The organism is Alsobacter sp. P4_H11, assembly GCF_056400925.1.
In genome coordinates, this window is the sequence record NZ_JBFUKI010000001.1 from 260,058 (window position 1) to 276,717 (window position 16,660).

Here is a 16,660-nt window from a genome sequence, read left to right on the forward strand (position 1 = left end):
CACGCTGATCACAGGTGAGTCGCCGGGGACTGTCGATGACGCGGGCGCCACAGGGGTGTCACAAACTCAAGGTTGAGCCGCGCATCAGTCCATCGTCCATTCGGCGTCGCGACGGCTGTCCTGCGCGGAAGCTTGGGCGGCGAGACGGATCGGCGTGTTCGCAGCCCCGAACAGGTCATAGGAGCGGCGCTCCAGGATCTCGAAGAAGAACCGGTTTCGGTAGGTCTCGGTGTAGATGTGGAAGAACTCGCCGTCGCCGGCGCGGTCATACAACACCCCGAGGCCGCGCATGCGCTCCAGCAGCGCCGGATCGAGATCGAAACGGGCGGCGAGGTCCTCGTAGTAGTTGTCCGGAATGTCGAGGAAGCGCATCCCGCGAGCCCGGGCCTGCTCCACGAAAGCGAGGAGGTCCGTCGCCTCCAGGGCGATCTGCTGGACGCCTGCGCCGCCGAATTCCTCGATGAAGCGCGATACGCTGGTGGATCCGCCATCCGCGATCGCGATCGGGATGCGCACGGCGCGGTCGGGCGAGCTGACGACGCGGCTGTAGAACGCCCCGTAGGGATCGAAGAGCTCCACCTGCGGCTCGTCACGGAAGCCCAGCACGGCCTTGTAAAACAATGTCCAGGTCAGGAATTCCGAGCGCCGCACGACGTTGGAGAGATGGTCGATCCGCGTGATCCCACCCCCGGCCGCCGGGACCCCCTGAAGCTCGAAGTCCTGCGCCCAGAAATCCTGCCCCTCCTTCACGAAGTAGAGCAGGCTTCCTTCCACGCCGCGCACGGCCGGGATGGTGGCTTCGCCCGGCCCGACCCGGCCCGAATAGGCGCCCGCGCCAAGCGCCTCGGCCCGATCCAGCGCCGCCGGGACGTTGTCGACGTTAAGCGCGAGCGCGCAGACCGATGGGCCGTGCACGAGCGAGAATGAGTGGGCGAAACCCTCTTTCTCGCGGTTCAGCACGATGTTGACGTCATTCTGGCGGTAGAGCGTGACATCCTTGGAGCGATGATGGCCGACGGGGCTGAAGCCGAGGCCGGTCAGCACCTCGGCAAGCGGCTCGCTATCGTCCTCTCCGGTCGCGAACTCCACGAAGGACACGCCGCGCACCACCGGCGCAGGCGGCAGCGTCGCAATCCCGGCGATCGGGCGTTCGCCCGCCGCGATCCGGCCGGCGTTGAGCCGCTCGCCCATGGTCTGCAGGGACCGCATGCCGTCGAGAGCCATGGCGGCCGCGCTGGCCCCCCGGAACTGGTCATTGAAGATCTCGAGAGACACCGGTCCCCGATAGCCGGACCTCGCCACCGCCGCCATGTAGGCGTCGATCGGCAGATCGCCCTGGCCCGGGAAGCTGCGATAATGCCGCCCGAGCGACAGCGGGTCCATCAGGATGTCGGGAGCGTCCGCAACCTGGACGAGCGCAATGCGATCGCCCGGCACTTCGGCGATGAGGTCGAGCGGGTTCTTGCGCACGCAGGCGTGGAAGCTGTCCAGCACCAGCCCGCAATTGGTGCGGTCGGCCAGCTTCACCAATTCCCAGGCCTGCATCCACTCCTTGACGTGGCGACCCCAGGCCAGGGCCTCGAACCCGATGCGCAGGCCCCGCTGCGCGGCTTCGTCGGCCAGGTTGGCGAGGTCCTCGGCCGAGCGCTCCGCGTCCGGCAGGCAGTCCGGCGATGTATTGGAGCAGACGGAGAGGAGAGGGGCGCCGAGTTCCTCCATTAGGTCCAGCTTGCGCCGCGCCCGGTCCATGTTGCGGGCGCGGGCGGGGTCCGGCATGCCCTCGAAATCGCGCATGGGCTGCAGCGCGATGATCGACACGCCGAGGTCGTCCGCCATGCGGCGCACGTCGCGCGGCTTGCCGCTGAAGAAGGTCAGGTCATTCTCGAAAATCTCGATGGCCCGAAAGCCTGCCCGCGCGGCGGCGGCCATCTTCACCTCCAGCGTGCCGCCCATGCACACCGTCGCGATCGACCATTTGAACATCGCCAAAATCTCCGAGATTTCGTATGGTGTCATACGAAAGCGCGGGCGTCTCTACAACTCGCTTTCGGCTTTGCGCGATGGGGAACGCATGGACACGGACATTGGCAGCGCGCCCGAGAGCGGCGGCGGCACCCTGACCGAGATCATCCAGGACAGGATCCGCCAGGACATCATCCTCGGCGCATTGCAGCCCGCCGCCAAGCTGCGATTGGAGCAGCTCAGCCGGGCCTATGGAGCCAGTGTCGGAACCTTGCGCGAATCGCTCTCGCGGCTGGCCGCTGACGGCCTGGTGGTGGCGGAGGGCCAGCGCGGCTTCGCGGTGCTGCCCGTCTCGTCCGAGGACCTGCGCGAGATCACCGAAATGCGCCAGCTTCTCGAATGCCACGCCCTGCGCCAGTCCATCGCCAACGCGGACCTCGACTGGGAGGCCCGCGTAGTCGGGGCCTATCATAAGTTGTCCAAGGTTGAGGCGCAGGTCGAAGAACGACCCGACGAGTTCGGCGACGTCTGGGAGCGCTACAACGAGGAGTTCCACGCCGCCCTGATCTCCAACAGCGCCTCGCGCTGGCTGACCTTGTTCCACAAAGCCATGTACGACCACAGCAAGCGCTACCGCATGCTGTCGCTGAAGACGCGCCCGTTCCCGCGTTCCCAGTCCGCCCAGGAGCACCGCCAGCTCCTCGACGCCGCGCTGGAGCGCGACGCCGACCGGGCCGTGGACGTTCTCGCCCGCCACATTCTCAAGGGCGCCGAGATCACCGGGCTGACGCCGGACCGGGAAGGCGCCGCCGCTCCGCGCAAGCGCCGGAAGACCGGCTAGAGCCGCGCCAACGACGGCGCGCCGTGGAGCACGAAGCGCAGCTGGGCGTCGGTTTCGATCGCGCCAGGCCGCGCCGCCCGGACGCGCTCCACCGCCAAGGCCGGCTCCACGCCGCTCTGCACCAGCAAGGTGGCCGCCATGGTCCCGGTGCGTCCCAGCCCGGCGGCGCAGTGGATCGCCACCCGGCCACCGGCGGCAAGCGTCGCGAGCAGATCCGGAGCGAGCCGCGACCAGGCCGCCAGAGTGGCGGCGTCCGGCGGGTGCATGTCGGGGATCGGCGCGTGGCGCCACCGTAGACCGGCTGATTCGGCCGCGGCCGGCAGGTCGGCCTCTCCAAGCCGCGCCCACTCGGCGCGTTCGGCCAGCGTCACCAGCCAGGTCGCGCCCCAGTCGCGCAGCGCCCGCAGGTCGGCAGCCGACGCTCCATGCTCCGGCGCGGGCCGACGCCCCGGAAAAGCCGTCATGGCGATCAACCCGCCGCCCGGCGTGGCGACGCAGTCAATCGGCGAAACGCGGGATGGCGGCATGCGGACGGCTCTGGGCGTCCAGCACGCTATCGCGCCGCAGCGGGCGTCGTCCAGTTGCCCGAAGCCGCCTGTCAGGACTGGTCGTGGCCGTCCTGGTCCAGCTCCGGCGGGGTCGGGCTCGTGGTGACGAGCGGCTTCGACTCGGCCGAGAGAGTGGTCGCGTAAGCGTTGGCCTCCTGCGGCGAGGCGAACTCGCGGGCGGTGGCGCGCTCATAGTGAGGCTCGCCTTCGCCACGCTCGAGAAAGTGCACGTAGTATCGCGTTTCGGCCGCGGGGCGGTCGCGCAGGTCTGTCGTCATGAGGGAACCTCCTGCCGAGGCAACGCCCGCTGCCCGTCGCCGTTCCGCGACACGGCTCCCCTTGCGGGGCGAGCCGGCAATTGTCGGCCGCCGCGCCCCTATGCTAAACAACCGCCGCGCGGTTCCGTAGCTCAGCCGGATAGAGCAGCGGTTTCCTAAACCGAAGGTCGGAAGTTCGAGTCTTCCCGGGACCGCCAGCCATAGGCCTCCAGCACGGTCGCGGCGAATACGGCCGCCAGCACCAAAGCGGACGCTCCGATTCCGAATATGTTCAGATACACGAGCACGCATGGCGACAGCCACGCGGCCGCGTAGAGCGCCTTGAGCGCGAGCGCGGGCTGGTCGGGGCCATCGTCGAGCAACCGCCAGACCAGGATGGCCGAGAGCGCCGTCAGGTCGTAGAAGAAGATGTAGGGCGTGATCAGAGGCGCCGCGGCGGCGACGATCTGCGTGCGCAGGATTGGCGTTCCTGCCTTGCGGAAGGCGAGCAGCGCGAATGCGATCGTCGACACGCTGGCCAAAGCCTGCCCGAGCCAAGCGGTCCCACTCCCGACGCCGGACGTTCGAAGGCTCGTGTAGACCGACCCCATCATCAGCGGAAAGAACCCGGTGAACCGCTCCAGCGCCTGCAGGGTGTAGCGGCTCGTCTCGCCCAGATACTCGCGCCAGGGATCGACCCCGAACAGCGCGACCGACACCAAGGCGAGCAGCGCGCTGACGATCAGGGCCGCCGCCATCGCCCGCCAGGCGCGGGACATCGCCATGAGCAAGGGAGCGAGCAGCGCGAGGTGCGGCTTGATCGTCAGGACGCCGAGAAGCGCGCCGCCCGCAAGCGGCCGGTCTGGCATCAGTCGGAACGACCCGAGCAGAAGCGCAGCCGTCAGAAAGCCGTTTTGCCCGCCCAGGATGTTGATCAGGCTCGCCGGGCCGAGCGCCAGCATCAGCAGCGCTCCCAGCCGCCGGGACCGCCGGACCGGCTCGAGCCCGACCGCCGCATAGGCCAAGAAAGTCAGGCCAAGCCAGGCTGCCAGCGCGGCGAAATAGGGCAGGGCCGAAAACGGCGCGAGCGCCACGAGCGCGCTTGGCGGGTAGCTCCAGTTGTGGAACGGCAACGGAGCGCCGAACAGCTCGCCGATCGCCCGCACATAGGCGGACCGATCGTAGATCTCGTCCACGCGGCCGCCGAACGCCAGCCGCGGCGCCGCCCAGACATTCAGGAAGTCGCGCCCGATCGGATGACCGCGGATGTCGAGACCATCGCCGGCCGGCCAGTAGTAGAACCGCAGCAGCGGGCAGGCGAGCACCAGGCTCGCGGCGGCTCCAGTGAGGGTCCACAGGCCCCAACCCGCAAGAGATGCACGGGCGGGGGCGGCGGACGAAACGGAACTGGCAGCAGACACGACGCTCGGCTCGGGATGGATACGCAACCAATGGTTGCATCACGTCCCTAACAATCTACTCCAACCAAAAAAGCGCCCCCGCGGCAGGGCCGGCGGGGGCGTCAAGACGAACCTGGAGTGTCTCGCCTGAGAACCCTCTGCGCGACAACCCGATCGCACCATAAAGGCGGCCATCCGGCGAATCACAGATTGTTGCATTGCGAAACCATCGCGTTCATGGCCGCAGGAACTCCGGCCGGCGCGCCCTGATTTCCTCGATGTTGGCCACCGTGCCGGCGAGGTGCTTGCGCATTGCGACCTCCGCGCCGGCTGGGTCCGCCTCGGCCACCGCGCGGGAAATGGCGAGGTGGTCCGCCAGGATGGCCTCGCCCTTGCCGGGGCTCGGGAGATGCAGGCGGCGCAGGCGATCAAGGTGTCCGCTGCGGCTGCGCGCCAGCGCCCAAAGGTCAGGCGCGCCCGCGGCTTCGAAGAGCCGGCGGTGGAAGGCTTCGTCCTCGGCCGAGAACCCCGCGAAATCCTGGATGGCGAACAGCGCCCGCATCCGAGCGACGCTTTGGTCCAGCGCCTGCGCCAGGGCGGGGTCGGGCTGGCGCGCCGCGATGCGGACGATCTCGGTCTCCAGCGCCCGCCTCAGGATGTGCGCCTGGTGCGCGGCCGCAACGTCGATCCGGCTCACCACCGTCGCATGCTGGGGGAAGACCTCGACCAGCCCTTCCTCCTCGAGCCGCATCAGCGCGTCGCGAACCGGCGTGGAGCTCACCCCGAACCGCCGCGCCAGCTCGGCCCGCGACAGCGGCGCGCCGGGGGGCAGGGAGAGGTCCATGATGCGCAGCCGCAGGCGTTCATACACCTGCGGGGCGGCCTGGCGGCCTCGCTCCAGAACGGCGAAATCGGGGAGGGCCGCATCGGCGGCGTCCTGCGCGGTCATCGCGAAACCATAGCATCAGGGTTGCCGCCCGACCACTGATGCATTAGTGCATGAAGGGCGCAACGACGCATCGGGAAACGCTCGACCGCTCGCCAGAAGGCCTGCCCTCTAGCCGTCCCGCTCCCCTCGACACGGCTAAGCGCAGGACCGCAGCGATGACCCAAGCACCCCGCAAGACCTATGATGAGCTGCGCAGCGCGCGCTGGTTCGCGCCCGACAATCTGCGCGCCTTCGGCCATCGCTCGCGCCTGATGCAGATGGGCTACGCCCCGGCGGACTGGGTCGGGCGGCCGGTGATCGGCATCCTGAACACCTGGTCGGACCTGCAGCCCTGCCACGTCCACTTCAAGCAGCGCGTCGAGGACGTGAAGCGCGGCGTGCTGCAGGCCGGCGGATTCCCGGTCGAGTTGCCGGCGCTGTCGCTCTCCGAGAGCGCCGTGAAGCCGACCACGATGCTCTACCGCAACATGCTCGCGATGGACGCCGAGGAGCTCATCCGCTCCCACCCGATCGACGGCGTGGTGCTGATGGGCGGCTGCGACAAGACCACGCCCGGCCTGCTGCTGGGCGCCACCAGCGCCGGCGTGCCGGCCATCTTCATGCCGGCCGGCCCCATGCTGCGCGGCAACTGGAAGGGCAAGATCCTGGGCTCGGGTTCCGACGCCTGGAAATACTGGGACGAGCGGCGCGCCGGCACCATCACGGACGCCGACTGGGAGGCCATGGAGGGCGGCATTGCCCGCAGCTACGGCACCTGCATGACCATGGGCACCGCCTCCACGATGACGGCCATCGCCGAGGCCATCGGCATGACGCTGCCCAACGCGTCCTCGATCCCGGCCGCCGACGCCAACCACATCCGCCTCGCATCCGATTGCGGCCGCCGCATCGTCGAGATGGTGTGGGAGGACCTCACCCCCAAGAAGATCCAGACGCGCGAAGCCTTCGAGAACGGCATCGCGGTCGCGATGGCGATGGGCTGCTCCACCAACGCGATCATCCACCTGATCGCGCAGGCCCGGCGCGCCGACTGCGACATCGGCCTCGACGATTTCGAGAAGGCCAGCCGCAAGGTGCCGGTGATCGCCAACGTCCGCCCAAGCGGCGATACGTATTTGATGGAGGACTTCTTCTACGCCGGCGGCTTGCCGGCGCTGATGAACCGCATCACCCAGCACCTGCATCTCGACTGCATGACGGTGACCGGCAAGACCATGGGCGAGAACATCGCCGGGGCCGAGGTCTACAACGACGACGTCATTCGCACGGTGGAGACCGCCATCTACCAGGAGGGCGCGCTCGCGGTGCTGAAGGGCAACATCGCGCCCGACGGCTGCGTCATCAAGCCGAGCGCCTGCGCGCCGCAATACCTGAAGCACACGGGCCCGGCGCTGGTGTTCGACAGCTACCCGGAGATGAAGGACGCCATCGACCGCGACGACCTCGACGTCACGGCCGACCACATCCTGATCCTGCGCAACGCCGGCCCGCAGGGCGGCCCCGGCATGCCCGAGTGGGGCATGCTGCCCATCCCCAAGAAGCTCGTGAAACAGGGCGTGCGCGACATGCTGCGCATGTCGGACGCGCGCATGAGCGGCACCAGCTACGGCGCCTGCATCCTGCATGTCTCGCCGGAGAGCTATATCGGCGGGCCGCTCGCCTTCGTGCGCACCGGCGACATGATCTCGGTGGACGTCGACGCCCGCACCATCAACCTCGACATCAGCGACGACGAGATGGCCCGCCGCAAGGCCGCCTGGGTCGCGCCTGAGCCGCGCTACCATCGCGGCTATGGCTGGATGTTCTCCAAGCACATCAAGCAGGCCAACGAGGGCTGCGACTTCGACTTCCTGGAAACTGCCTTCGGCGCGCCCGTCGCCGAGCCCGACATCTACTGAGTGGAGCGCGTCATCATGAGCCTCAAGCCAGAAACCCGCGAAAAGCTGAAAACCGTCAGCAGCGCAACGATTTGTACCGCATTGTTCAAGCGGGGCTTTCGCAATCAGTACATCCAGGACGTGCGGCCGCTGAACCCCAACGTCAAGCCGATGGTCGGCGAGGCGTTCACGCTGCGCTACATCCCGGCGCGCGAGGACCTGAACCAGATCTCGGTTTTCCAGGACCGCGCCCACCCGCAGCGCAAGGCCGTCGAGGATTGCCCGCCCGGCGCGGTGTTCGTGATCGACAGCCGCAAGGACCCGCGCGCCGCCTCGGCCGGCTCCATCCTGGTGACCCGCCTGATGAAGCGCGGCGTCGCCGGCGTGGTGACGGACGGCGGCTTCCGCGACAGCCCCGAGATCGCCGACCTCGACATCCCGGTCTACCACAACCGCCCAGCCGCCCCGACCAACCTCACGGTGCACCAGGCGCTCGACATCAACGTCCCGATCGGCTGCGGCGACGCCCCGGTTTGGCCCGGCGACGTGATCGTTGGCGACCGCGAGGGCGTGGTCGTGATCCCGGCCCACATCGCCGACGAGATCGCCGACGAGGCGGTCGAGATGACAGCCTTCGAGGATTTCGTGACCGAGAAGGTCAACGAGGGCCGCTCCATCCTCGGCCTCTATCCGCCCACGGATGAGCAGAGCAAGGTCGATTTCGCCGAGTGGCGGAAGGCCAAGGGGCGGTAAGAGCCACCGATCCGGGTTTCCGGCCGGGGAGGGCGCGTACCGCGTTCTTCGGCAGCGTGGCGCATGCGCCGCGTTGCCGTTCTGACGCCCAGACGCCTAGATGGATCGACAACGCGGCGCTGCAGCGGCGCGCGCACGACGCGGGGCGACGGGTTGCGCCGCCGCCCGCATCGGCGCGTCTTCGACGGTGCCCCGCAGAACACGCTCGTGCGCCAGCAGGATCTCGGCGCGCACGCTCTCCATCATGGCCTCGGTGTCGTCCGCCGCCGGAACGACGCGCGGCGCGAGACACGCCATGCCGCGCCGGCAGCGGCGCTCCCGCCTGCAGGCCCCGCGCCCGCAACGCCGCCAGACGCCGCTTTGCGTGTTGATGGCGCGAAGGCACCGTTCCAGCTCCGCCTCGGCCTCGTCCGGCCCATACTCGGGCTCCTCGGCGGGGTCGGCGAACGCGGCGGTGGGTGAGGGTGATCGGCGGGCGGGCATGGCGGATGGCCTCTCGCTTCGGGTGGTGGAGTGGGATGGCAAAGCAGGGCGCGCGAAAGCGGCTCCGCGTTGGCGCGCGAAGATCGGGCAAGCTGGTGGAGGGGCGCCGCGAGGCGCCGGCCCATCGATGTTTTTACGCGTAGGGTTCGGACGGGCCGACGCCCCGCGACCGGCGATTTTGAACCTTTCCGACCCGCGCTCCTTCCTCGTGGCCGCTCCTTGTGGGCAGCAACCACGAGGGTGTTAAGGTGGCCGCGTCCACGGCCCCACCGTAGTGTGGGGCGGGCGGGCTGACTGCCGGGTGATGAGTTTGTGCGGGCTGTGACCCCCGCGCCCACCCTCCGGCCGCTCCGGAAAGGCCTCCCGGAGGGTGGGTCCGGTATCCCCACCCGCGCAGGCGCCGCGCCCCGACCCCGCAACGGACCGCTCCGGAAGCGCCCCCTCCCTGGGTCGAGAGTAGGCGGAAGGTGCGGGAAACGGGACGAATTGTCAAGGATTATTTTCTTAGTAAGTTCGCCTCGCCGTCATTGCGAGCGCAGCGAAGCAATCCAGGCGGTTGGGAGCAGCCCCGGCGCCGGGCAGAGCGCCCGGCATCAGCTGGATTGCTTCGCTGGCGCTCGCAATGACGGAGAAATGCAGGGGTACCCGGCGCCCTCACCCCTGCCCCTATCCCGAGGGGAGAGGGACGCGCACCACGATTGAGCCCCTCGCCGTCATTGCGAGCGCAGCGAAGCAATCCAGATGGTTGGGAGCAGCCCCGGCGCCGGGCGTAGCGCCCCGCATCAGCTGGATTGCTTCGCTGTCGCTCGCAATGACGGCGAGGCGTTGATGGTTTGTCGATCCTCCCGTCATCCCCGGCGGCGCGGGGCGGCGGGAGGGGGATCCAGGGGTGAGCGCCTTTGCTCTGGATCCCCTTCCCGACCTGCTGCGCAGGTCGCCGGGGATGACGGCGAGGCGATGACCGCGACGCGCAACCTCCGCCGTGAACCCTTGCGCCGCTCACGCCGTTCTTCATCCAAACGGGGAGGATTGGCATGCAGGGCGCGCATCTCACGGGGGAAGTGGTCGAGACCGACATTCCGGCGCGGCTCGACAGGTTGCCGTGGGGGCGCTTCCACAAGCTCGTGATCGCGGCGCTTGGCGTCACCTGGATCCTGGACGGGCTGGAGGTCACGCTGGCCGGCTCCCTCGCAGGGGCTCTGAAGGAAAGCCCGACGCTGCATCTCGCCAACACGGATATTGGCCTCGCCAGCAGCGCCTATCTGGCGGGCGCGGTGCTCGGCGCCCTGTTTTTCGGGTGGCTCACCGACCGGCTCGGGCGAAAGAAGCTCTTCTTCATTACGCTGTTCCTGTACCTGGTCGCCACGGCGGCCAGCGCCTTTTCGTGGGACGTGTGGAGCTTCTGCTTCTTCCGGTTCCTCACCGGCGCGGGCATCGGCGGCGAGTACACGGCCATCAACTCCACCATCCAGGAATTGCTGCCGGCGCGGGTGCGCGGCTGGAGCGACCTCGTGATCAATGGCAGCTTCTGGATCGGCGCGGCGGTAGGCGCGGCGGGATCGGTCGTGGTGCTGAACCCGGCGATCTTCGCCATCGACACCGGCTGGCGCGTCGCCTTCTTCATCGGCGCCGTGCTCGGGCTCGTGATCCTGTTCATGCGCCTCTGGATCCCGGAGAGCCCACGATGGCTGATGACGCATGGCCGCGCCCGCGAGGCGGAGGAGATCGTGGCCGGCATCGAGGCGCGGTTCCGGGCCGAGGGGCACGCGCTGGAGGAGGGGCCGTTCCCGAAGAACAAGCTGCGGGCCCGCAGCCATACGCCGCTCTCGGAGGTATTCACGGCGCTGTTCCACACCCACCGCAGCCGCGCCGTGGTGGGGTTGAGCCTGATGGCCGCCCAGGCGTTCTTCTACAACGCGATCTTCTTCACCTACGCGCTGGTTCTGACGGACTTCTACAACGTGCCGTCGGATCATATCGGGCTCTACATCCTCCCCTTCGCGGTCGGCAATTTCATGGGGCCGCTGCTGCTCGGGCGGATGTTCGACACCGTCGGACGGCGCCCGATGATCGCCTTCACCTATGTGGCGTCCGGCGTGCTGCTGGCCGTCAGCGGCTACCTGTTCCAGCAGAACGTGCTCACGCCAGTGACGCTGACGCTGTGCTGGGTGGTGGTGTTCTTTTTCGCCTCGGCGGCGGCGAGCTCGGCCTATCTCACGGTGAGCGAGACCTTCCCGCTGGAGATCCGGGCGCTCGCGATCGCGGCGTTTTACGCGGTTGGCACCGGCATCGGGGGCGTGGCGGGGCCGGCGGTGTTTGGCCATCTGGTGCAGACGGGATCGCGCGAGACGGTGTTCGCCGGCTACCTGTTCGGCTCCGTGCTGATGATCCTGGCGGCCGGCGTTGTGTGGAAATGGGGCGTCGCGGCGGAGCGGAAATCGCTGGAAGCCGTGGCGCGGCCGCTGGCCTTCGCCGACTGAAACGCTCGCCGGGGCGGCCGCGTTATCGTCCCGACAACAACCTGACGGAGGTGAGCATGGGCGCCTTGCTCGACAAGGACATGGAATGGGCGATCGCCGAGACGGATCGCACCTGGGCCGAATACCGCGAACACCTGCGCGCGCGGGCGATCCCGAACTCGTTCGGCGGCACGGACGTTGATACGCCGGACCCAAAGCGGCTCGACAATCTGCGCGACGCGCATCGCCAGGCGCGCGAGCGGCTGGAGCAGATCCTGTCCAGCAGCGAACAGCGCTAAGGGGAGGGCGGCGCCCCGCCGCTCAGTCCATGACCCCGAGCGCGTCCTCGGCGGGCGCGCTCATGCCGGATTTCAGCCCTTCGGCCATGGCCCTGAGCGGCGCCATGGCTGACTCCGGCCGCACCGACCTGCCCGCGACCTTGCGGACCATCATATGCACGGCGCTGAGCTTACTGATGGCGGGCGGCGAGAGCTGGAACGGGTAGAGGTCTGGCATGCCCATGCTGCGGTTCATCAGGTTGAGCGCGAAGGCGAGCCGCATCCAGGCGCTCACCATCCGCTCGAAGCGCGGCTCCGTGTAGGCGTCGAAGTCGATCGGGACCGCGCCCGCGCCGCCCGTGACGAAGATCTCCAGGCAGGAGGCGGTCTCGAGCGTGTCGACCATGTGGAAGTAGTGCGCCCAGGTCTCGGCGAAATCCTCCCACGGATGCGAGCTCGCATAGGCGCTGATGAAGAAGTCCTGCCAGCGCTCGGGCGGACCGTCGCCGTAGTAGCGCTGGAGGGCGAGGCCGTAGTCGGGCCGCTCGTCCCCGAAGGCGTCGCGAAACACGGTGAGCAGCTCGGCGTCGCGCGTCATCACGCCCCAGAAATAATGCGCGATTTCGTGCCGGAAGTGGCCGAGCAGCGTGCGGTAGCTCTCGCCCAGCGCCTCGCGCCGCCGCTCGCGCTCGACGTCGTCGGCCTCCGCGATGTTGACCGTGATGAGGCCGTTGCTGTGGCCGGTCATCACCGGCTTGGTGGGGTCCGGCGGGTCGGCCAGGAAGTCGAACACCAGCCCGTCCGGCGCCTCGTTGCGCGTCTCGGGGCGCAGCCCGAAGCGAAACAGCGAGTAGAACAGCCGACGCTTCGCCACCTCGACGCGCTGCCAGCGCTCCTGATTGCGGCCGAGCGAAAGGTCGGGAATCGTGCGGTTGTAGCGGCAGGCCGCGCAAAACGCCTCGCCGGGTTCGGCCAGCCAATTGCACCCGCCGCTCTGGGCGTTGACGCAACGGAACTCGCCGCGGCCCGGGGTTTCGGCCGGCACGAGCGCCATGGCGAGGTGGTCGAGCCCTTGCGGCGTCCCGCAGCTCTCGCACTGGGAGGTTTCGAATTGCAGCGGATGCCCGCAGACCGTGCAGGAAAAAAGCTTCATCGGTAATGTCCGGCTGGAGATCCAGAAAACCTCGATCCCTGGGTGCAAACGGCCCGGCCTTCGTCAAGTTCCAGCTCAAAAAAGCGTCAGCGCTCGGCGCCCGGAACGAAGCCGCCGGTCCGGCGCTTGAATCGCCGAGTTGGAGCCCACCATGACACGCGTTTCCGCCGATGCCGCCCTGCTGGCGATCCCGCTCGACCTCGAGCCCATGGAGGCGAAGTCCGCCGATGAGCTGCCGCAGGGCGGCGACTGGCTGTTCGAGCCCAAATGGGACGGCTTTCGATGCGTCGCGTTCCGCTGGGGCGACACGGTGGAGCTGCGCGCCAAGTCGGGCAAGCCGTTGACGCGCTACTTTCCCGAGGTGGTCGCCGGGCTGCGGGGATTGCCGGTGGACCGCTTCGTGGTGGATGGCGAGCTCGCGATCGCGCAGGGCGACAGCCTCTCCTTCGACGCGCTGCAGATGCGGCTGCATCCGGCCGAGAGCCGCATCCGCAAGCTGGCGGCCGAGACGCCGGCCTTCCTGATCCTGTTCGATTGCCTCGCCGCGCCCGGCCACGACGACCTGCGTGGCGAACCGCTCACGGTACGCAGGGACGCGTTGGAGCAATTTCACGCCGCCTGCGACGACGCCCCGGTGCTGCGCCTGTCGCCCTTCACGGCGGATCGCGACGAGGCGGTCGCCTGGCTCGACAAGGTCGGAGCCGCGCTCGACGGCGTCGTGGCGAAGCGCCGGGACGATCACTACCAGCCCGGCGAGCGCGCCATGATCAAGGTGAAGCGGCTGCGGACGGCCGACTGCGTGGTGGGCGGCTTTCGCTACGAGAGCAAGTCGCGCGAGGTCGGCTCGCTGCTGCTCGGCCTCTTCGACGACCAGGGGCGCCTCAACCATGTCGGCTACACATCGACCATCACCAATGCTGAGCGCCCGGAGCTGACCCGCAAGCTCGAGGCGCTGGTCGGCCCGCCGGGCTTCACCGGCGATGCGCCGGGCGGGCCGAGCCGCTGGAGCACCGAGCGTTCGACCGAGTGGAGTCCGCTCAGGAGCGAACTCGTCGTGGAGGTCCGCTACGATCACGTCACGGGCGGGCGCTTCCGGCACGGCACGAAGCTGCTGCGCTGGCGGCCCGACAAGGCGCCGCGCCAGTGCACGAGCGAGCAGCTGGAGAGCGAGGCGCGGCCCGGGCGCCTCCTCGGCGCAATGATGGAGGCGGCCCATGGCTGACAAGGACGACATCGAGATCGCCGGCGTGCGCCTGTCGAGCCCCGACAAGGTGCTGTTTCCCGAGCAGGGGATCACCAAACGCGAGCTGGCCGAGTACTACGTGGCGGTCGCCGACGTCATGCTGCCGCACATCCGCAACCGCCCAATCACGCTGGTGCGCTGCCCGGCGGGGCGGCAGAAGAAGTGCTTCTACCAGCGCCACGCCGGCTCGGGCGTGCCCGAGCAGCTCGGGCAGGTGGACATCCCGGGCTTCGAGGAGCCCTACCTCTATCTCCGCGACCTGCCGGGCCTGATCGCGATCGTCCAGATGGGCGTGCTGGAGCTGCACCCCTGGGGCGCCTGCAAGGACCGCCCTGACCGGCCCGACCGCATGATCTTCGACCTGGACCCGGGGGAGGGGCTCGCCTTTGCGGATGTCGCGCAGGCCGCGCTTGACCTGCGCGACCGGCTGGCCGCGCTGGGCCTTCAGAGCTTCGCCAAGACCACGGGCGGAAAGGGCATCCATGTGGTCGTCCCGCTGGAGCGCCGGCACGAATGGCCGGCCGTGAAGCAGTTCGCGAAGCGCTTCTCGGACGAGCTGGCGGCGGCCGAGCCCGACCGGTTCCTGACGCGCATCTCCAAAGCCGAGCGCCAAGGCAAGATCTTCATCGATTACCTGCGCAACGACCCGACTTCCACGGCCGTAGCGCCCTATTCGAGCCGCGCCCGGGCCGGCGCGCCGGTCTCCATGCCGCTCGACTGGTCGCAGGTGACCGCAAAGCTGGATCCCGCTTCCTTCACCATCAGGACCGTCCCGCAGCTCATCCGCGCCCGCGGCGAGGACCCCTGGGCGACGATCTCCACCGTAAAGCAGCGCTTGCCGGAGGGCACTGCGAAAGAGCAAGGCGCGACTCCTCGAAAGAGGAAGCCGCGAAGCGCGGTGGTAGGCCAACCGATCTAGGTTGTGATGAGGATATAAGGGCGAAAAAACGCGGACTAAGCTGTTTCTCGTCCTTGCCAGCCTCAAGGACGGTCCTCTCCCTGAGGACATGCGAAGCCCCAAAACCCTTTGGCGAGCGCTTGCGTCACAGCAAGGCTCGCCTTTTCTTTTGAAGGCTAAAACGGGCTTTAGGCAGGGTTTTTCTGCGCGTTATCGCCCGATGTTCCACCCGTTGAACGATCCGCGAAGTTCGCCGTTGTCCGACGCTCACGTTCTCCCTCCCGAGCGTGCGACAGCCTGGCCCTCGGCTCCCCGCCGGGGGCTTTCTTTTGCTCAGGCCCGCAGCGCCGCCGTGTTGACGCGGGACTTCACCGCCACCGCGCTCGCGATGGTGGCCAGGAGGCCGCCGGCGATGAACGCAAACGCCGCGCGGGGCGCGCCGTGGTCGATGAAGGCGCCGATCGCCAGCGGCGCGATGGTGGCGCCGATGTCGAGGCCCGAATACACGAAGCCGAACACCTTGCCGGTGGCGCCGGGCGGGGTGGCGCTGCGCACCAGCATGTCGCGCGACGGGATGGTCGCCCCGGTCAGGAAGCCGGCGGCCCCCAGCATGAGCAGGAGCGCCGGCCCGCCCAGCGCCACGAACCCGACCACGAGCGTGAGCGCGCCCGCGGCCAGGAGGCCCGCGCCGACGATGCGCTCGTGGTTGGGCGTCCAGTCGGCCAGGTAGCCGCCCGCGAGCGACCCGATGGCGCTGCACACAAGATAGAAGGTGGTCGCCTGGGCGGCGAACGCCAGCGTCGATCCCTGCGCCATGGGCAGCAGGCTGGGCAGGAAGTTCTGCGAGCCGATCTGCGCGATGGCGAGCAGGATGAAGTAGACGAGGCAGGCCAGGATCGGACCGGCGAGCAGGAGGCGCCAGTCGCTCTTTCCGCCGGCCGTCGAGGCGACACGCTCCACCCGCAAGGTCTGGTGCGCGGCCGCGACCAGGGCCGCCAGAATGAGCCCGGCGACGCCGACCTGCACCAGCGCGGTGCGCCAGCCGAAGCTCTGCGCCAGGAGCAGCATGGTGACGGGCGCGCAGGCCCAGCCCAGCGTGCCCAGCACCGTGTGGACGCTGTAGGCCCGGCCGATGCGGCTGCGGGCGATGCGGCCCGTCAGAATGGCGTAATCCGCCGGGTGAAATACGCTGTTGCCCATGCCGGCCAGCGCGGCGGCGGGCAGGAGCCCCCAATAGCCCGGAACGAGGCCCGCCAGCGCCACCGCCCCGCCGCACAGCGCGATGCCGAAGGGCAGCACGATCTGCGGGCCGATGCGGTCCACCGCGAAACCAGCCGCGACCTGGCAGATCCCGGACGCCGCGAAGAACGCCGCCATGACGGCGCCCAGCTCCGTGAAGCTGACGCCGAGGTCCTTCTGGATCAGCGGAAATAGCGGCGGCAGCACGAGCTGGAAGAAGTGGCTCGCGAAATGCGCCACGCCCACGAGGGACATCACGCGGACGTCGCGTCCGAGCGGGGCTGTGGCGTCGGTCATGCGATCTGCTCTTTCGGTGGGCG

Annotated in this window: 15 protein-coding genes and 1 tRNA gene; 8 read left to right on the forward strand and 8 right to left on the reverse strand. The window is 68.8% G+C overall.

What is annotated here, in order from left to right:
- Positions 1-84: 84 nt before the first annotated feature.
- Entirely contained in the window at positions 85-1,983 is a 1,899-nt protein-coding gene (locus AC1DSZ_RS01185) for a bifunctional sugar phosphate isomerase/epimerase/4-hydroxyphenylpyruvate dioxygenase family protein (protein WP_476836573.1), read from the reverse strand.
- A gap of 88 nt (positions 1,984-2,071) precedes the next feature.
- Here AC1DSZ_RS01185 and AC1DSZ_RS01190 point away from each other — a divergent pair, with 88 nt between their 5' ends.
- Positions 2,072-2,803, forward strand: a complete 732-nt coding sequence (locus AC1DSZ_RS01190) for a GntR family transcriptional regulator (RefSeq protein ID WP_476836574.1) — start codon at positions 2,072-2,074, stop codon at positions 2,801-2,803.
- On the opposite strand, the gene AC1DSZ_RS01195 is transcribed toward AC1DSZ_RS01190, so the two are convergent.
- Positions 2,800-3,330: a cyclin-dependent kinase inhibitor 3 family protein gene (locus AC1DSZ_RS01195; protein WP_476836575.1), complete on the reverse strand. Its 531-nt coding sequence runs from the start codon at positions 3,328-3,330 to the stop codon at positions 2,800-2,802. The genes AC1DSZ_RS01190 and AC1DSZ_RS01195 overlap by 4 nt on opposite strands.
- Positions 3,331-3,401: 71 nt before the next feature.
- Positions 3,402-3,629: a hypothetical protein gene (locus tag AC1DSZ_RS01200; protein ID WP_476836576.1), complete on the reverse strand. Its 228-nt coding sequence runs from the start codon at positions 3,627-3,629 to the stop codon at positions 3,402-3,404.
- 120 nt (positions 3,630-3,749) lie between these two features.
- On the opposite strand from AC1DSZ_RS01200, the gene AC1DSZ_RS01205 reads away from it, so the two are divergent.
- Positions 3,750-3,826: transfer RNA gene (locus AC1DSZ_RS01205), tRNA-Arg, on the forward strand.
- On the opposite strand, the gene AC1DSZ_RS01210 is transcribed toward AC1DSZ_RS01205, so the two are convergent.
- Entirely contained in the window at positions 3,785-5,029 is a 1,245-nt protein-coding gene (locus AC1DSZ_RS01210) for a glycosyltransferase family 87 protein (protein WP_476836985.1), read from the reverse strand. The two genes, AC1DSZ_RS01205 and AC1DSZ_RS01210, sit on opposite strands and share 42 nt — an antisense overlap.
- A gap of 214 nt (positions 5,030-5,243) precedes the next feature.
- Entirely contained in the window at positions 5,244-5,957 is a 714-nt protein-coding gene (locus AC1DSZ_RS01215) for a GntR family transcriptional regulator (protein ID WP_476836577.1), read from the reverse strand.
- Positions 5,958-6,112: 155 nt separating this feature from the next.
- On the opposite strand from AC1DSZ_RS01215, the gene araD reads away from it, so the two are divergent.
- Entirely contained in the window at positions 6,113-7,855 is a 1,743-nt protein-coding gene (araD, locus tag AC1DSZ_RS01220) for an L-arabinonate dehydratase (protein WP_476836578.1), read from the forward strand.
- A gap of 15 nt (positions 7,856-7,870) precedes the next feature.
- Positions 7,871-8,587 carry a ribonuclease activity regulator RraA gene (locus tag AC1DSZ_RS01225; protein ID WP_476836579.1) on the forward strand — a complete coding sequence of 239 codons (717 nt, stop codon included), beginning with the start codon at positions 7,871-7,873 and terminating at the stop codon, positions 8,585-8,587.
- 96 nt (positions 8,588-8,683) lie between these two features.
- Here the strand turns inward: AC1DSZ_RS01225 and AC1DSZ_RS01230 are convergent, their stop codons facing one another.
- Positions 8,684-9,070: a hypothetical protein gene (locus AC1DSZ_RS01230; RefSeq protein WP_476836580.1), complete on the reverse strand. Its 387-nt coding sequence runs from the start codon at positions 9,068-9,070 to the stop codon at positions 8,684-8,686.
- Between the two features lie 1,034 nt (positions 9,071-10,104).
- On the opposite strand from AC1DSZ_RS01230, the gene AC1DSZ_RS01235 reads away from it, so the two are divergent.
- Together AC1DSZ_RS01235 and AC1DSZ_RS01240 are read left to right on the forward strand one after the other, a co-directional pair.
- Positions 10,105-11,550, forward strand: a complete 1,446-nt coding sequence (locus AC1DSZ_RS01235) for an MFS transporter (protein ID WP_476836581.1) — start codon at positions 10,105-10,107, stop codon at positions 11,548-11,550.
- Positions 11,551-11,606: 56 nt separating this feature from the next.
- Positions 11,607-11,828 carry a hypothetical protein gene (locus AC1DSZ_RS01240; protein ID WP_476836582.1) on the forward strand — a complete coding sequence of 74 codons (222 nt, stop codon included), beginning with the start codon at positions 11,607-11,609 and terminating at the stop codon, positions 11,826-11,828.
- Between the two features lie 22 nt (positions 11,829-11,850).
- On the opposite strand, the gene AC1DSZ_RS01245 is transcribed toward AC1DSZ_RS01240, so the two are convergent.
- Positions 11,851-12,960, reverse strand: a complete 1,110-nt coding sequence (locus tag AC1DSZ_RS01245) for a zinc-binding metallopeptidase family protein (protein ID WP_476836583.1) — start codon at positions 12,958-12,960, stop codon at positions 11,851-11,853.
- A gap of 151 nt (positions 12,961-13,111) precedes the next feature.
- Here AC1DSZ_RS01245 and AC1DSZ_RS01250 point away from each other — a divergent pair, with 151 nt between their 5' ends.
- Together AC1DSZ_RS01250 and ligD are read left to right on the forward strand one after the other, a co-directional pair.
- A complete protein-coding gene (locus AC1DSZ_RS01250) occupies positions 13,112-14,182 on the forward strand; it encodes an ATP-dependent DNA ligase (protein WP_476836584.1) in 1,071 nt (356 codons plus the stop codon).
- Entirely contained in the window at positions 14,175-15,122 is a 948-nt protein-coding gene (ligD, locus tag AC1DSZ_RS01255) for a non-homologous end-joining DNA ligase (RefSeq protein ID WP_476836585.1), read from the forward strand. The genes AC1DSZ_RS01250 and ligD overlap by 8 nt, the downstream gene beginning before the upstream one ends.
- 312 nt (positions 15,123-15,434) lie before the next feature.
- Here ligD and AC1DSZ_RS01260 read toward each other — a convergent pair whose 3' ends face one another.
- The gene (locus AC1DSZ_RS01260; protein WP_476836586.1) at positions 15,435-16,637 is read right to left on the reverse strand and encodes an MFS transporter; all 1,203 of its coding nucleotides are present in this window, start codon (positions 16,635-16,637) and stop codon (positions 15,435-15,437) included.
- Positions 16,638-16,660: the final 23 nt, after the last annotated feature.

What these genes read in the sequence shown, in the direction of transcription:
- AC1DSZ_RS01185 (WP_476836573.1), bottom strand. Translation starts at nt 1,983, where the DNA reads ATGTTCAAATGGTCGATCGCGACGGTGTGCATGGGCGGCACGCTGGAG.
- AC1DSZ_RS01190 (WP_476836574.1), top strand. Translation starts at nt 2,072, where the DNA reads ATGGACACGGACATTGGCAGCGCGCCCGAGAGCGGCGGCGGCACCCTG.
- AC1DSZ_RS01195 (WP_476836575.1), bottom strand. Translation starts at nt 3,330, where the DNA reads ATGCCGCCATCCCGCGTTTCGCCGATTGACTGCGTCGCCACGCCGGGC.
- AC1DSZ_RS01200 (WP_476836576.1), bottom strand. Translation starts at nt 3,629, where the DNA reads ATGACGACAGACCTGCGCGACCGCCCCGCGGCCGAAACGCGATACTAC.
- AC1DSZ_RS01215 (WP_476836577.1), bottom strand. Translation starts at nt 5,957, where the DNA reads ATGACCGCGCAGGACGCCGCCGATGCGGCCCTCCCCGATTTCGCCGTT.
- araD (WP_476836578.1), top strand. Translation starts at nt 6,113, where the DNA reads ATGACCCAAGCACCCCGCAAGACCTATGATGAGCTGCGCAGCGCGCGC.
- AC1DSZ_RS01225 (WP_476836579.1), top strand. Translation starts at nt 7,871, where the DNA reads ATGAGCCTCAAGCCAGAAACCCGCGAAAAGCTGAAAACCGTCAGCAGC.
- AC1DSZ_RS01230 (WP_476836580.1), bottom strand. Translation starts at nt 9,070, where the DNA reads ATGCCCGCCCGCCGATCACCCTCACCCACCGCCGCGTTCGCCGACCCC.
- AC1DSZ_RS01235 (WP_476836581.1), top strand. Translation starts at nt 10,105, where the DNA reads ATGCAGGGCGCGCATCTCACGGGGGAAGTGGTCGAGACCGACATTCCG.
- AC1DSZ_RS01240 (WP_476836582.1), top strand. Translation starts at nt 11,607, where the DNA reads ATGGGCGCCTTGCTCGACAAGGACATGGAATGGGCGATCGCCGAGACG.
- AC1DSZ_RS01245 (WP_476836583.1), bottom strand. Translation starts at nt 12,960, where the DNA reads ATGAAGCTTTTTTCCTGCACGGTCTGCGGGCATCCGCTGCAATTCGAA.
- AC1DSZ_RS01250 (WP_476836584.1), top strand. Translation starts at nt 13,112, where the DNA reads ATGACACGCGTTTCCGCCGATGCCGCCCTGCTGGCGATCCCGCTCGAC.
- ligD (WP_476836585.1), top strand. Translation starts at nt 14,175, where the DNA reads ATGGCTGACAAGGACGACATCGAGATCGCCGGCGTGCGCCTGTCGAGC.
- AC1DSZ_RS01260 (WP_476836586.1), bottom strand. Translation starts at nt 16,637, where the DNA reads ATGACCGACGCCACAGCCCCGCTCGGACGCGACGTCCGCGTGATGTCC.